General features: G+C 36.0%; 14 protein-coding genes. 5 read left to right on the top strand and 9 right to left on the bottom strand.

What is annotated here, in order from left to right:
- Positions 1-162: 162 nt before the first annotated feature.
- Positions 163-2,217: a helix-turn-helix domain-containing protein gene (locus AC3WLU_RS17305; RefSeq protein ID WP_492597629.1), complete on the bottom strand. Its 2,055-nt coding sequence runs from the start codon at positions 2,215-2,217 to the stop codon at positions 163-165.
- A 135-nt stretch (positions 2,218-2,352) separates the two neighbouring features.
- Between AC3WLU_RS17305 and AC3WLU_RS17300 the strand changes: the two genes are divergently transcribed.
- Together AC3WLU_RS17300 and AC3WLU_RS17295 are read left to right on the top strand one after the other, a co-directional pair.
- Complete coding sequence (locus tag AC3WLU_RS17300) at positions 2,353-3,582, top strand: MFS transporter (RefSeq protein WP_492597628.1); 1,230 nt, start codon at positions 2,353-2,355, stop codon at positions 3,580-3,582.
- Between the two features lie 12 nt (positions 3,583-3,594).
- Positions 3,595-5,049, top strand: a complete 1,455-nt coding sequence (locus AC3WLU_RS17295) for a M20 family metallopeptidase (RefSeq protein ID WP_492597627.1) — start codon at positions 3,595-3,597, stop codon at positions 5,047-5,049.
- 325 nt (positions 5,050-5,374) lie between these two features.
- Here AC3WLU_RS17295 and AC3WLU_RS17290 read toward each other — a convergent pair whose 3' ends face one another.
- The gene (locus AC3WLU_RS17290) at positions 5,375-5,878 is read right to left on the bottom strand and encodes a hypothetical protein (protein WP_096340533.1); all 504 of its coding nucleotides are present in this window, start codon (positions 5,876-5,878) and stop codon (positions 5,375-5,377) included.
- Positions 5,879-5,939: 61 nt separating this feature from the next.
- On the bottom strand, positions 5,940-6,293 hold the full coding sequence (locus AC3WLU_RS17285; protein WP_492597626.1) for a hypothetical protein: 354 nt from the start codon (positions 6,291-6,293) through the stop codon (positions 5,940-5,942).
- 502 nt (positions 6,294-6,795) lie between these two features.
- Between AC3WLU_RS17285 and xerS the strand changes: the two genes are divergently transcribed.
- A complete protein-coding gene (gene xerS / locus AC3WLU_RS17280) occupies positions 6,796-7,686 on the top strand; it encodes a tyrosine recombinase XerS (RefSeq protein WP_492597625.1) in 891 nt (296 codons plus the stop codon).
- Between the two features lie 209 nt (positions 7,687-7,895).
- On the opposite strand, the gene srtD is transcribed toward xerS, so the two are convergent.
- The 4 genes from srtD to AC3WLU_RS17260 all read right to left on the bottom strand — a co-directional run bounded on the left by srtD (position 7,896) and on the right by AC3WLU_RS17260 (position 9,969).
- Complete coding sequence (gene srtD / locus AC3WLU_RS17275) at positions 7,896-8,543, bottom strand: class D sortase, LPxTATN-specific (protein ID WP_096340548.1); 648 nt, start codon at positions 8,541-8,543, stop codon at positions 7,896-7,898.
- Positions 8,544-8,597: 54 nt separating this feature from the next.
- A complete protein-coding gene (locus tag AC3WLU_RS17270) occupies positions 8,598-9,119 on the bottom strand; it encodes an excalibur calcium-binding domain-containing protein (RefSeq protein ID WP_096340549.1) in 522 nt (173 codons plus the stop codon).
- A 128-nt stretch (positions 9,120-9,247) separates the two neighbouring features.
- Complete coding sequence (locus AC3WLU_RS17265; RefSeq protein ID WP_241637562.1) at positions 9,248-9,403, bottom strand: hypothetical protein; 156 nt, start codon at positions 9,401-9,403, stop codon at positions 9,248-9,250.
- 293 nt (positions 9,404-9,696) lie between these two features.
- Complete coding sequence (locus tag AC3WLU_RS17260; RefSeq protein WP_492597624.1) at positions 9,697-9,969, bottom strand: YnaG family membrane protein; 273 nt, start codon at positions 9,967-9,969, stop codon at positions 9,697-9,699.
- A 267-nt stretch (positions 9,970-10,236) separates the two neighbouring features.
- Between AC3WLU_RS17260 and AC3WLU_RS17255 the strand changes: the two genes are divergently transcribed.
- On the top strand, positions 10,237-10,758 hold the full coding sequence (locus tag AC3WLU_RS17255; protein WP_492597623.1) for an SH3 domain-containing protein: 522 nt from the start codon (positions 10,237-10,239) through the stop codon (positions 10,756-10,758).
- 394 nt (positions 10,759-11,152) lie between these two features.
- Here the strand turns inward: AC3WLU_RS17255 and AC3WLU_RS17250 are convergent, their stop codons facing one another.
- On the bottom strand, positions 11,153-12,298 hold the full coding sequence (locus tag AC3WLU_RS17250) for an Ig-like domain-containing protein (protein ID WP_492597622.1): 1,146 nt from the start codon (positions 12,296-12,298) through the stop codon (positions 11,153-11,155).
- Between the two features lie 344 nt (positions 12,299-12,642).
- Between AC3WLU_RS17250 and htpX the strand changes: the two genes are divergently transcribed.
- Positions 12,643-13,515 carry a protease HtpX gene (gene htpX / locus AC3WLU_RS17245; RefSeq protein WP_492597621.1) on the top strand — a complete coding sequence of 291 codons (873 nt, stop codon included), beginning with the start codon at positions 12,643-12,645 and terminating at the stop codon, positions 13,513-13,515.
- 148 nt (positions 13,516-13,663) lie between these two features.
- Here the strand turns inward: htpX and AC3WLU_RS17240 are convergent, their stop codons facing one another.
- Positions 13,664-15,007, bottom strand: a complete 1,344-nt coding sequence (locus AC3WLU_RS17240) for an IS1182 family transposase (protein ID WP_492597665.1) — start codon at positions 15,005-15,007, stop codon at positions 13,664-13,666.
- Between the last annotated feature and the right edge of the window lie 62 nt (positions 15,008-15,069).

Genomic DNA, 15,069 nt, shown 5'->3' with positions numbered 1-15,069 from the left:
TAACTTCAATGTTTTCAATTTTTTTACTCCCAAGACCCTCATAAAAAAGACGATATTTCTTCCAATATTATCAATTAACAGGATAAAAAGGTGTGAATTCAGAAAAGGAATATCCCTCTTCTTAGGAGGCGTGATCCGGGTAAACGAGTTATACACTTAAGGCTACGAGTCTAGTGAGACGATTGAATTTCTTAAATAACATGCAAGTTGAACTTTTAAAATGTCTTCTGGATTCGAAAAGGAAATTTGAAGCTTTTCTTCGATCCTTTTTAGCCTTTGATATAAAGTATTAACATGGATATGCAAATTTTTGGCTGTTTGTGTAGCCTGACGGTCGTTCTCCATATAGGCAAGCAAGGTTTGTTCTAAATCCAAAGTACCGTCTTTATCAGATTGGAGGGGATTAAAAACTTCATTTACAAAAGAGTTCAAGTCATCAATGGGTTGGTGAATAAACAGATGATTTATGCCAATATCCTGATAATTCACGATACTTTTAAGCTGTCTCGAGATTAGAAAGGAAAGGGCTTTATCCGCTTCGGAGTAACTTTTCGCTATATTATCCATACTTGGATAGCAGGTACCTATCCCTATTTTTAGCGATTCTTCATGCACATTAATCCAGTTGGAATGAATAAGCGCTAATCTCCTTTTAACATAATCTTGATCTGCAAAGTTATTAAATTGGCATACCAACGTCACTTTATTTCCATAACCAAAAACGATTGAAACAAATATTCCTAACTGCTTTTTAATTTGGGCAATAAGTTTGTGCATTTGCATATTAACAAAATGGAAATCTGCATGAGGATGTAGATGAATTACGATTGCCATATAATAGGGATGATCATTAATTCTAAGCTCACTGGCCTTCTTTCGTATCAGGTTATATTCTTGGCTCTCAATAAAATCTTTAAATAGATCATTTGTTTTTTGATAAAAAGAATCAACTAATGTTTGTTTTCTGATAATCTCTAATGCAATTACTGAGCTTGCCTGTTCAATAATCATTTTGTTTAAAGGAAAAAGGTCATCTTCCTCCATTTCTACGGCCATTATTCCAATGGGTACATCGATAGCAATAATAGGGTGAATATACAATGACTGACTATTATAAGACTCAGTAAAAAAAGATTGAGTTGGTAATTTTGTATTTATCTTTATCAGCTCTGAAGGAAGCTCCACTTTCCATGGGGTTGGACTTGAATATAATTGATCATCTGTTAAGTCTACTATCATTAATGGATGGTTTATCATCTTTTTTATTTCATTTGCGATTTTTTGTAAACCTTTACTTTGAAGAGACAATTTTATTAAAGAATTGTGTATGGTATCTCGTTGAATTAAAAGGTCATTTTGTTTTTTTAGATTTTGGTATAGATTCGAATTTCTTAAGACAATAGAAACCTGATCGGAAAAACTTTCTAACAGTTGTTGGTCATCTTTCGTTAAAAGCGGATAAGTACCATTTTGGTAGATGATCAAAACACATAAAGTACTCTCCTCAACCTTTATTGGCACTGAAATAATGGATTGTAAATCGTCAAATTGGACAGAGTTATACAAATGAAAAAGATTACCTGGTGAAATATTAGAGGATTCTGAGAGAATTCCCTCTATATTTGTAAGAATAAAAGATTTATTATCTTTAAAGGTTTTTCCGATAATTCCCTCCCCAACCCTCATTCTCATTTTTCCAATTTCTTCATTAGGACCGCCTGTCCATGCTTTAGGAAAAAGCACCTCTAAGCTTGGTTCGTATATCCATAAAACTCCCATATTAGCTACAGGTATAACAGACAAGGCATTTTCTAATATTTTTTTTAGCAAATCATCTAAATCTTCGTGTACTGATATATCACGGATGCTCTCCATCATTTTGTTCCTAATATATTTTTCTCTATCTAGCATTACTTGCAAGTAATGTAAATCGATTATCGTTTTAAGTTTTTGCTTGCTTTCGATTTTTAATACGGATGATTTGCTGAGCCTAAGGACAATGGTTGTATGATTGACATAATGATAGTAAATATCGGTGTGATTTTCATGGGTGCGAATTTTTTCATTGAAAAATCTTTCTGGTATGGGTGTTTCTTTGTCAAAATGATGAGATAAAACAAGTGAAAAATCTAATCCATTTAGGCTTTGCCACAGCTGAAAATGTGAAAAGCAACAGTCACCCACTAAAAATTGTTTGATTTTCATCAATGTTTCCACTTTATACAACCTCCATAGGAATATGTAGACCTCCACATAGTTTATGTAATTATTATATAGAACCAAACATTGTTTGAATAGTTAGAATTTTTTATAATTATACAGAATTCAACTAATTTCGCCAGGAGGAATTATATGGTATCTAAATTGTCGCAGAACTGGAAGTATGTCATTATCATCTTGCTATTCTTAGGATGGTCAATTGGAAACTTTGATCGATTTTTTATGAATTATGCGATTTTAGGTATTTCAGAGGATCTACATTTAAGTGCCTCCCAGACTGGAATTGTTTTAAGCAGCTTTTTTGCAGGTTATGCCTTAATGCAAATTCCCGGGGGGTGGCTCGCAGATCGGTTTGGTTTCCGAAAAATCATTATCATGGCTGTTTTTGCTTGGTCCGTCTTCACGATTTTGTCAGGAATGGCATGGTCCTTCATGTCCTTAATCCTCATTCGATTTCTTTTTGGACTTGGGGAAGGCAGCTTTTTTCCATCTGCGTCAAAAGGTATTGCGAGTTGGTTTCCACAAAATGAACGTAGCCGTGCCATGTCCTTCATGCTCACTTCTGGGACAATTATGGGGGTAATAACACCAATAATAGGTACCCAGTCCATGCAAAGTATCGGTTGGAGAACAATCTTTTATATTGCGGGAGCCATTGGTATTATCTTTGCCTTCCTCTATGTATTTTTCATAAAAGAGCGGAGAGATTCAACTGTAGGAAAAAGTGAAAACCCTTCGAAAAATAAAGCACCTTTAAGAGAAGTTTTAAAAACTCCGATTATCTGGAATTTGTTCATTGCCTATTTTGCCATTTATGCAGTGCAATGGGGATTAATGGCGTGGATGCCGACTTATTTAGTAGCGGAACGACATCTCGACTTAACATCAGTCGGGTATATTTCAGCTATTCCAGCGTTTGCAGGAATTATTGCCATGATTGTAAGCGGCTATATTTTGGATAAATTACCTGAAGGGAAAGATAAGGTAATTGCAGCTGTATTTGCAGTATTAACGGCGGTTTTTCTATATTTAATGGCTTATGCACCAAATATAGCAATGTTTGCTGTCTATCAAAGTGTTGTTACTGTATTCATGTCGTTTAATATTATTCTGATCATCTCAGCTCCATTAAAAATGCTGTCTGAAGAGGTTGTAGGTACTGCAAATGGGTTCATTAATACCGGAGCCCAATTCGCTGGGGTTCTTACTCCGATGTTAATAGGATTTTTAGTCGATGCTTTTGACGGTTCTTATACAGTTGCTTTTATTATGCTGATTATGTTTGCTCTATTGTGTGCGGGATCTTTATTTTTAATTCGCACTAAGAAAGAGGTTCCTTCTTTCAAAAATAACGCAATTTAGGAGATGGAAAAATTGACTACTCTATCAGAAAAAATTACAAATTTAATCGATAATAAACGCACCTTGTTTACACAGCTAAGTGATCAAATATGGGAGTTTGCAGAAACCAGATTTGAGGAATTCCGTTCAGCTGATTTGCTTAGCGAAGCAATGGAAAAGGAAGGGTTTACCGTAAAAAAGGGAATAGCTAGTCTTGAAACAGGTTTTGTTGCCTCATATGGATCTGGTCATCCGGTCATTGCGATTCTCGGGGAATATGATGCCTTGGCAGGGCTAAGTCAACAAGCACGCATCGGTATATCTGAGCCCATTATTAAAAATGGAAATGGCCATGGCTGTGGACATAATTTGCTGGGCGTAGGTTCCTTAGCGGCAGCTATTACGGTTAAGGATTATTTGATGGAAAATAAGCTTGGTGGAACAGTAAAATATTTTGGCTGTCCAGCAGAAGAAAGTGGATACGGGAAAACCTTTATGGCAAGAGACGGTCTTTTTAAAGATGTTGATGCTGCCTTCTCATGGCATCCTTCAACAATGAATGCTGTAATGAACTCCACTGCCAACGCTGTCATCCATGCACACTTTAAATTTAAAGGGAGAAGTGCCCATGCCGCTGCATCACCACATTTAGGAAGAAGTGCCTTAGATGCAGTCGAACTTATGAATGTTGGAGTCAATTATTTGAGGGAACACATGATTGATGAAGCTCGAATTCATTATGCTGTAACCAATACAGGAGGATTGGCTCCAAACGTCGTTCAGGCTGAGGCGGAAGTGACATACTTAATCCGTGCACCGAAACCAGATCAAGTAAAAGAGCTTTATGACAGGGTAGTTAACTGTTCCCGCGGTGCGGCACTTATGACGCAAACGAATGTTGATTTCGAAATTCAAGGTTCCTGCCATAATTTAATTCCAAATCTGACCCTTGAAAAAGTGATGCACCAATATATGCAGGAAATAGGCGCACCTCTTGCTACTCAACAGGATATAAACTATGCAAAAACAATCTATGAAACGTTGACTGACGAGGAGAAGCGTACGGCAGCTTTACAAGTTGGGAAACAAGGAGCTTCTCAATTAGCAGAACGACCTATTGCCGACTTTATCGTTCCTTTTTCTGAAAAAGAAACATTTATGGGAGGGTCCACAGATGTTGCCGATGTTAGCTGGAATGTTCCAACTGCACAATGTGTTACTTCCACCTGGGCGTTTGGAACACCCTTTCATACTTGGCAGGCTGTCACGCAAGGTAAAGAAAGCTACGCCCATGATGCCATGTTATTAGCTGGAAAAGCAATGGCATGTACGGCTATTTCGGCTCTTGAAAACCCAGAATTACTTGATAATGCTAAAAAAGAGTTAGCTGAAAGACTCGATGGGGAAACGTATACCTCCCTAATTCCTAAAGAGCTTACCCCTCCGAAAAATAAACAAAAGGGTATCAAACAAGAATTGTTATATTAATAGTTTGATAAAGGGAAAATAAAGACATAGATGTATTACGGGAACCATAAGTAAAGGTGTTGCTTGTAAAAATAAATAAGCCTACTCGAGAGTGATCTCGAATGGGCTTATTAGTTTTAATCACTGGCGATTCATCAGGAATTGGAGAAGTAACTGCAAAATACTTGGCGAAAAAAAACCTAAAATTGTTTTAGGCGCTCGTCGCGAAGACAAATTAAAAGCAGTTGCAAATTTGAGATGTTTAAATATAAGTTATATTAATCGTTAATGTTGATATTTGGATACTAAAAAAGAATGCCTTTATATAGGCATTCTTCATCGTTTTTTATGACCATTTTTCTTCATCATCAATCCATTGATTATTTTTTAACTCATATGATTTAGTATCATCGTGGAAAACAAAGAACGATGGTAAATTCAATATATCCCCACCTGATTTTTTCCAACATTTACTAAACCAATCTGTAAACGCTTTTTGTTCTAATTCGTATATTGCGGGATAGTTTTCTTCGTAAAAATTATCAAAAAAATCATCCAATGAATTGTCGATTAACTGATAGTATGTAACATCAGGAACTATATCAACACTACCTGCAAAAACTGTTGTGTCATTACCTTCATAGAAAACTTCGTTAGCTTCTCTATCCATAGAGAACATCCTTATTGAAATTTCAAAATTTGTAGGCTCAATAAATGCGGTAAAATCCAACAAATCTATTTCAGAAAAATAGTTGTATGTAATGATATTTTTAAGGTTAGCTACTAACAAATCTGAATGTTCCTCAAGGTTAGCTTTAATGGAATCAATATAATTATCGACTGTTAACATATTTTATGGTCTCCTTTTTTAATGCCTTATTCAAACAAATGCACCTGCTATTATGAAGTCACTAAGCTAAATTTTGCTTACGGAATCCATATCTATATAAACCTAGAAAGAAAGGATACATTATGATAAGCGTGAAAGCTGTAACGAAAATCATTCCCCCTACTCCAAGTTCTGGATCATTAAGCACATCCAACATTGTGTATGCAAGCACTTCAATTACAGTTATTATAAATACGAATTTCCAGAATGACTTTGATAACCATTGTTTGTTATATACATAGCCAAATAATCCAATTGTGGAAATAATACTGATAACAGTATCAGTAGTTTCTATCACCGGACCATGAACCGCTTCTACAAACATTGAAGCTATCGATATAGCTATAATTAGCCAAAAGTTAATTTTCCAGAGCATTTTTTTACACTTCCCTACTAATTAAAATGAACCTCTCAATTTTTCCATTTCTAGTATATCAAACCAACTTAGTAAAATGGTCTTATTTTTAAAATAATCCTTTTGAAGCGAATCCAATACAATATACGCTCATTACTCCCAGAATACCTAGAATTAATTGGGTGTTTATATTTGCAACAAAAGAAGCCCTCAAAATGAGGACCTCGAAAAAACCTATTCTTATGTAAATCCCTCGGAAATTGCTTCATTGAGCAGATCCTGTTGGATGGGCTTTATAAACTTATTTCGCTGTTCTTCAATCACCCCGAGCAATTCTTCCCCCGTCTTATATTATTGTGATTTGTGGTCTTCACTCATTTTGTATAGAACTAAAGTACCGTTAGTCAAAGGTTTTCTGAAAGGTTTTAACTAACTATTTCAATATCACTCTGATTAGAGGTATCCATTTATGCGTAAAAATTGAATTTTACGCATAAATTAAACTTTAAAAAGGAGTAAACCAATGGCCAATACCAGACAACATCAAGTCCATGAACAGAAATTGGAACAGCTGGTTAAGTCCATGCCTTTCTATATCGTTGAATATGTTGACAATAAGTTGGATACCCGGTCCCCCTCCACCCTCTTGAATTACGTTCTTGATTATAAATTATTTTTGGAGTGGTTGATAGCTGAAGGCATTGCTGAGCAGGAGCATATTAAGGATATCCCCCTGTCCGTGCTGGAAAAGTTGAAGTTGTTCGAAGCGCAATCCTTTATCAAATTTTTGGAACGGAGAAATATTCCCATCAATAAGCAGGAAACAAAAAAAGCGGAAAAGGTATCAGTCAATCGGAAAATTTCAGCATTACGTTCCCTTTTCAAGTATTTAACGACCCAGACGGAAAATGAAGACGGCGAACCTTACTTCTATCGGAATGTCATGTTGAAAATTGAAGTGAATAAAGTGAAGGAAACATTGGGCGCGCGTGCTTCCAGAATATCGACGAAGATTTTCCACAATGATGAGGATGCTCGGTTTCTTGAATTCGTGAAGCATGACTATGAAAGAGAGCTCCCTGAAAAGTCCAGGAAACTCATATACTTTAAAAGGGACAAGGAACGTGACTTTGCGATCTTATCCCTCTTCTTAGAAAGCGGCATCCGGGTGAATGAGTTATCCAACTTAAGGCTACGAGACTTGGATTTTGAGGAAAAACAAATACATGTATTACGTAAGGGTGGAAAAAAGGATGTAGTGGCAGTCTCTCCCCCGTCCATGCAGGACATAAAAGATTACCTAGCTGTGCGATCGGAACGTTATAGGGGATCAAACGATGATGCGGCCTATGTATTCTTGACGAGGGTGAATGATGGAGCTACCCCCCTTTCCAAGGGAGGCGTTTTCAGATAATCTAGAACAATACTTTTAGTTTTCTACTAAGCCTACAGATATGGAGAATATTAGTTTAGAAATTAAAACTGCCAAGGAAAATATCCGGTCAAATATTAACCTTGAGATGACAAAAATTTCACTATTTTAAGAGATTTTCTTTAATATGGCTGAACTCGAAAGAAAAACGTACATAAAAACAAGACAGCATCTAGTTGAATGCTGTCTTGTTAAGTGCCACTGTCGATTAATTCTGCCTGGATAATGTATCGTTCAGGTGCGTCACCTACGTAATTAAAGGGGTAACAGGTAGTTAACGTTAATGTTGCTGCATCTTTTTTTACGATAACTGTCCGGTCATCCGGGTCCGTTATGAAGATTTTATTGATGGAATAGGAAAACACTTTATCGTCATACTCCACATTGAGCATGTCACCGGTCTCTAGCTCATCCAATTTATAAAAAATCGTATCTCTATGACCGCTTAATACTGTATGACCGCCTCCATCAGGAGCTGTGGTTAACTCGCTCACGAACATACCCACGCCCTTTTTTAGCACTTTATCATCTGCTCCCCAGAAAACAGAATACTTTTGTTTGAACTTAGGAACCACTAAATAGGCAATTTTATCTCCCTCTGTATGATTTACTTGGGTGGAAGGAGTTTGAGGAACTGGTCCTTTCATAGTTGTCTCTTTTTCCTGCTGCGTATTTGGTTCTGAGGTTTCTTTTGCATTAACTTCCATTTGTTCGTATTTAATAATTTCCTTTGCATTCAATTCTTCAGCAGCAGAACGACCGGTGTTCCATTCGATAAAATAATAGGTGCCTATGCTTAATCCAATTATGATAAATAAAAAACCTAGATATTTTCTCATGATTACCACCTTAAAGGAAAAGAAGACGACAGGTTATGTCGTCCTCTGCATAAATTAGTTAGTTTGTTTCTTACGGAATACTAGAAGAGAACCAGCAGCAAGAAGGACTGCACTTAATCCCATCATTGTAACAGCGTTAGATGCTGTTTCTGGTAATTTTTCGCCTTCTTTAGAGTCAGAAGTTGTAGATGTTGACTCATCAGATTTGCTTGCATCGTCATCTTTGTTTGTGTCATCGTTTGTAACAGTTGTTGAGTTGTCATCTGAATCTTCATTTGTATCTGAAGTATCTTCTTTTGTTCCTGAAGTATCTTCTTCTTTAGAATCGTCTGTTGATGCTACGAAACTATCATACTCACTTTGAGAAACTTCACATGGTAAGCCATCGCTATCTCTATCAAGGTCATGAGGGTCATTAGAAGCACTGTACCCGTTATCTTTCCAAAATTTCATTACCTCTTGAGTAGATGAGAAGTCTCCACAGTTCTTGTCCCCAGCTCCAGCAGCACTTGCATTAGTTTGAGCGGCTGTGAATAATAGTGCAAAACCAAATAAACATACAAACAATTTCTTCATCAGTATTTTCCTCCTCTAGTATGTTATGGTGCTTCTTACAATATTAGACTGTAATCTACAAAAAATCAATAAGGTAGAGTGATGATTTAGACAATATTCTGGCAATGAAACAAAAGTTCGAACACAACTTATTTTTTAGATCTTCTTCTAAATCCTAAATACAGACACCCTACAATAAAAGCCATAATTAGAATGGCAATCCATGGGCCAAAGGCTGTGAATGGAGTTACATAATCGCTAGTTTCGGATATTCCTTTAACAACTTGGGAAGAACCTAGAATCATAGGTCTCAGCTCCTTAAGAGAAAGTAGATGTAGCTTTGAAACAAAGTTTGGTCAAATTAATGCAAGAAACCTTGATAAATAAATAGAAGGAGTATGTCTTGAAAAAAGATTAATCAAACATGCCCTTATAATATTTAATTGGATTATTCTTTTATAAAAAAGATTGATCATTTTTGGGTAATGAACTAACGCACCCGTTCGTTTCTTAAGACTTATTGTAGAGTTGACACAAACTGGGCGATATATCTCTTAAAACGGAGGATTGGAAAAATCCAACCCTTTTGTTCTAAAGATTATGGACCTTGTGTAAGTATAGCGACGATGTTATATAAGATTGGGAACACAAATAAAAACGTGTTAAAAATTATTCCAACTAACGAAAGTTTATGGCGAATCATTTCATAGCCTACGAATCCCAATATAGCTCCTATTGGACACAGTATAAACGGAAGTACGAGTGGCATTCCTTGAATTTTCAAGGATACAATATCAAATACAAAGTTAATGATCAATAATGTTAAAACAGACGGGATTAGAATAGATATAAGTCCTGGTATTTTTTGCACAACAATTGCCCCTTAATATAATTTAACACTACCTAATTTTAACAAAAATAAGTGTGTTTGTGTAAATATCGAACTACGCAGTACGAATACACTGCGCTTAGGGGCAGCATCCCGGCTTGCTTATGAAATTCATAAATTATGGTAAAATCAACCTTGAGATGGGGCACGTCCTTATTAATATAATAGTTTTATATAGCTCCTTATGATATGATTAAAAAGGAATATTTTTCATAAAAATAAGTAAATTATGACTATGTATAAGGTGCTATGAAAATAAAAAAAATGATTTCGCTTTTTGTAGGTGCTTGTTTGCTGATGTTATGTGTAGCATCCAACTCGGCTGAATCTCAAGCCCCAAGCTACGACAAATCTTATGCTAAAACAACTCTTACCGTAAAATCTTCACCTGGGACTTCGTATAAAACATTAGGGACAATTAAAGAAGGTACAATAGTAAATGTATATGGTGGTGTACTTATCGGTAAGGATCAGGGTAAATGGATTTCTGCTAAACAATATGGTTGGTCCAAAATCAAATACAAAGGCAAAGGCAAATATGCCTATGTAAAAACATACGAATTACACTTTGCTGATCCATATCAATGGTCACCAGGAGTATATACAAAAACTATTAATGAAATTAAGAAAAATTATGTAGGAAAAAAAGATAAAACAAAATTAGAAAAAGGCGGACTAGGCCAGTACATTATGTATATACAAATCAATGGAAAAGGCAAATGGCAACAGCTTGTAGCTATTGATAATAAAACAGGTTGGTATCATGGTTAATTAATAAGTTCAATAAATAAGAAAAGGGTCATATCTATTAGAAATATAATAGGTATGACCCTTTTCTCATAATAGGTAGGTCACAGTTAATAAAGATAAATATACAATTTTTTTCAATCCGGAATTCTAGTATTAAAAGCTTCTTTCGGAAGAGATACATCAACCTTTTTCAGGTATTCGTGCTCGATATGTAACCGTGCGATAGGTATCAATTCTGATAAAACGACCAACATTGCTTCCATTGTCTTATTAACAATTATTAATTTAATTGCTATTAACGATATTATTCATTTTGTTTTCCTGCATCATTCACCTAAGATGCCATCGTGGCGAAAATCATTCCAAAACCTATAGAAAAAGCCGAGGAATTAGCCTCGACTTGTGTATACACCATTTAATGTTTTACCACTGTAATCGTTTTCTTAGAACTAGTATTTCCTGCTTTATCTTTTGCAGTTATGGAGAGTGTCGTTCCTTTTTTCTGTGCTTTAATGTTTACTGAGTAGACCCCTTTAGAACTAGCTTTTGCTGAACCAATGGATTTACTTCCTACTTTAACAGTTACAGTTGAGTTTGCTTCAGCTTTCCCTTTTACAACTTTATCGTTATCATCTACTTTATTTACTGTTGGCTTGCTTGGGGCGACAACATCAGCAACAGTTACCGATACACTTGAACTCACATTGCCGGCACTATCTTTAACTGTGACTGTCAATTTAGTTCCTGCTTTTTGAACAGGTATTTTAATAGAGAACGTACCTTTTGATGTTGCTTTTGCTGAACCTAACACCTTACTTACATTTTTAACAGTAACAGTAGAACTAGCCTCTGCTTTTCCAGTTAATACTTTGTCATTATTATCAATCTTATAAACTGTTGGCTTAGATGGTTTAACATTGTCTACAAATCCAGTTCCGATAGCATATATGTCTTCTGTTGTATTATCGTCAATATATTCGTTATCTAGGTCTATGACACCCACATAGTATGTGCCCTTCTTAGCTTGATACGCTTGTATTTCAACTCCATCCTCATCTTCCTCATAGCCTAAATATTCTAAGTTATTGTTTTCAACAAAATCTTTTTGAACTGCCCCGAACCCAAGATCAATAAAGTATGAGTCCGTAAATCCTGCTACTAACAATACTCCATCACTAGGAACAACCACTTTATGTAAATCCAAATCATTCATAGGAAGCAACTGACCAACAGATGATTTTTCATAAGAACTATTATCTGCTGAACCAAAGTCGTTATTGGGCTCAGTTTCCAAAATAAAATTACTACTGGAAGAACTACTCATTCTACCCATTTTGTTAGAATCTTTAACTGAAACCGATTGAGAATCATTTATTTTTTTTTCAAGTTGATTAAACATTTTAGAATCAATAATACCTTTTTCAAGAGGCTTTTCCACTTGGCTTTCAAAGGCCTTCCTCGCCAAGCCGTTATCGTTTCCTTCTGCCTTAACAAAACCTACAGACAATGATGAAGCAAATAGACCTACAGAAACCAATGACAATATACCTTTGTTACGCACAAAACGTCCCCCTAAATTCGTTATAACGAACTATTTACTCCACTTATATTAATACATAAGTACCTGAATTTCCATAAGTTTCTTTTTTTTATTTTTTTAGATAAAAATACATTAAAATCCAAAGGATTAAGGTTCTCGCTGCGAATTAGGAAGAGAAATGGCGAAGAATAGCAATTGAATTCCCCTATGAAGTTACATAGCCTAAAATTTTTTCTGTTCTTAGTGGTGAGAAGTTTTATTGAAACTTTTTTTTTATTTTTTCGTATATAGCTTTATAATGTTTGTTTCATTATTGATGAACGCCTTATTAAGATAAGGTTCATTATATTTTAGGAGGGGCTTAATTGTTTAAACGGATTTCCTTATTTATTTTCGTTAATATTCTCGTATTGATCACCATTACCACGATCACCACGTTACTAGGTGTAGAAAGTTATATTGGTGGCGGTGGTTACGGTTCCCTACTTGCCTTTAGCGTCATCGCCGGTTTTGCTGGTTCCTTCATTTCTTTGTTAATGTCCCGTAAAATGGCGAAATGGGTTATGGGTGTTCAATTAATTGATGAACTTTCCCCGCGTGGCGATCACGAACGTTTTGTATTGGAAGAAACCTACCGATTAGCACATACGGCTGGTTTGAAAGGTATGCCGCAAGTTGGTATTTATCATTCACAAGAGGTCAACGCATTTGCTACTGGACCGAGCAAAAAACGTTCTTTAGTAGCTGTTTCAAGCGGTATGTTAGAAAGAATGGATCGAAATGCGATTAGTGGAGTTATTGCACACGAAATAGCACACATTAAGAATGGTGATATGGTTACAACCACACTCTTGCAAGGAATGATTAACACGTTCGTTATTTTCTTCTCCCGTATTGCTTCAAAAATCGTTTCAAGTTTTGTAAGAGAAGAAGTTGCCGGTATTGTTTACTTCGTATCTTCTATAGTTTTCGAGATTCTATTCGGTATTTTAAGCAGTCCCATTATCTTTTGGCATTCAAGAAAACGTGAATTTAAAGCGGACAAATTAGCTGCCGATTTAGGTGGAAAGGCAAATATGATTCACGCTTTAGAATCATTAAGACATACCACGAACTTGGTTGATGACAGCCAAAAGTCTATTGCTGCCTTTAAAATTAGTGGCAAAGGGAAATTTTCCAGACTGTTTTCTACACACCCACCATTAGAAAAACGTATTGAACATTTGAAATCACTTTAATAGATAAGACTTCCTACATTTAAACAATGTAGAAAGTCTCAGTTTGTAGACAAAAGGGGTTCGGAATTAAAAAATTCCGAACCCCTTTTGAAATTCCTTTGAAATTTTGACCAAAAATTAAGTGATTTGGGCTCTTCGAGCCACAATGTTAAGCCATTTTAGGACCTTGCCATGTCCAAGTGGCCATCTTCTTTAAATTAATGGCAGCGAAAGTAAGCATCGCTTGCATCGACAATTTTTTAAGTCCCCTTAAAGTAGTCCAACGCATACCATGCTTTTCTTTTGCATCCGCGAATACACGCTCAATCGTTTCTTTGCGTTTCGCATATATAGGTTTTACCTCTTGATGATGACGCAGATGATCTGCTTCTTCCACATATGCTTGCCAGATATGCCGTGTCACTACTTTTTGATGGTCTTTGCTTTCAGTACACCGTGATAAAAATGAGCATGTTGCACAAATTTGTTTTGGCGATTTGTACTCGCGATAGCCCTCTTTATTTGTTGTTGAGTACTTTAAAGTTTCTCCCGAAGGGCAAAGGTAACAATCAAAGTGTTCATCGTAAACATAGTCATGTTTGCGAAAGAATCCTTCTTTTGTACGAGGACGTGTATAAGGTAAAGCAGGTGTTATTTCTTTGTTAAATAGGTAGCTTGTTATCGCTGGTGTTTTATAAGCTGCATCTGCGGCAACTGCTTCTGGTTTTCCAACTTTCTCAATCACTTGCTCAACAAGTGGCTCCAAAATATGACTGTCATGTGTATTACCAGGTGTTACAATCGTTCCCAATACAAAACCGTTGCGGTCTGCGGCCGCATGGAATGAATAGGCAAACTGTTTTGTTCGTTCATCTTTCACATAGTAGCCACTCTCAGGATCCGTAGTACTTTCTTTAATTGCTTTGGTTTCTTCCTTATCAAATTTATCTGGTGGAAAAGGCTTCTTTCCATGGTTTTCACGATCTTGAAGACGTCCTTGAAATGCTCGTGTTTCTTTGCGTACGATTTTCTTTTCAAATTTGCTCTTATTCGCATTGGCTTTCACATGTGTGGAATCGACGAATACGTGTTCAGCACTTATTAACTTTCTATCAGCAGCTGTCATTAAGATGCGATAGAAAATCTGTTCAAACAGGTCTGTATCTTTAAATCGTCGTTCATAATTTTTCCCGAACGTTGAGAAATGGGGTACTTTATCATTGAAACCATAGCCTAAGAACCAACGGTAAGCCATATTTGTTTCAACTTCTTCAATCGTTTTACGCATGGAACGAATACCGAAGGTATATTGAATGAATGTCAGTTTAACTAAAATAACTGGATCAATACTTGGGCGTCCTACCTCTGAATACATATCTATCACCAAATCATAAATGAAAGTGAAGTCAATGGAAGCCTCCATTTTACGAACCAAATGATTCGCCGGCACCAGTTGATCTAAAGTAATCATTTCAAGTTGATCTCGCTGAATAGAATGATGTTTCGAAAGCATCCTCATCACCTCAAGTTTTAATAGTTCTATTTTAAAACAAAAAAGACTGTAGGCAAAAGGAG

Source organism: Peribacillus sp. FW305-BF15 (assembly GCF_058783805.1).
Note: the sequence above shows the minus strand (reverse complement) of the source record. Positions and strands in the feature narration are given on the sequence as shown.

Bases quoted from the DNA above. Each gene is read 5' to 3' on its own strand.
- AC3WLU_RS17285 (WP_492597626.1), bottom strand. From the start codon at position 6,293: ATGCTCTGGAAAATTAACTTTTGGCTAATTATAGCTATATCGATAGCT.
- AC3WLU_RS17270 (WP_096340549.1), bottom strand. From the start codon at position 9,119: ATGAAGAAATTGTTTGTATGTTTATTTGGTTTTGCACTATTATTCACA.
- AC3WLU_RS17300 (WP_492597628.1), top strand. From the start codon at position 2,353: ATGGTATCTAAATTGTCGCAGAACTGGAAGTATGTCATTATCATCTTG.
- AC3WLU_RS17265 (WP_241637562.1), bottom strand. From the start codon at position 9,403: ATGATTCTAGGTTCTTCCCAAGTTGTTAAAGGAATATCCGAAACTAGC.
- AC3WLU_RS17290 (WP_096340533.1), bottom strand. From the start codon at position 5,878: ATGTTAACAGTCGATAATTATATTGATTCCATTAAAGCTAACCTTGAG.
- AC3WLU_RS17240 (WP_492597665.1), bottom strand. From the start codon at position 15,007: ATGCTTTCGAAACATCATTCTATTCAGCGAGATCAACTTGAAATGATT.
- srtD (WP_096340548.1), bottom strand. From the start codon at position 8,543: ATGAGAAAATATCTAGGTTTTTTATTTATCATAATTGGATTAAGCATA.
- xerS (WP_492597625.1), top strand. From the start codon at position 6,796: ATGGCCAATACCAGACAACATCAAGTCCATGAACAGAAATTGGAACAG.
- AC3WLU_RS17255 (WP_492597623.1), top strand. From the start codon at position 10,237: ATGAAAATAAAAAAAATGATTTCGCTTTTTGTAGGTGCTTGTTTGCTG.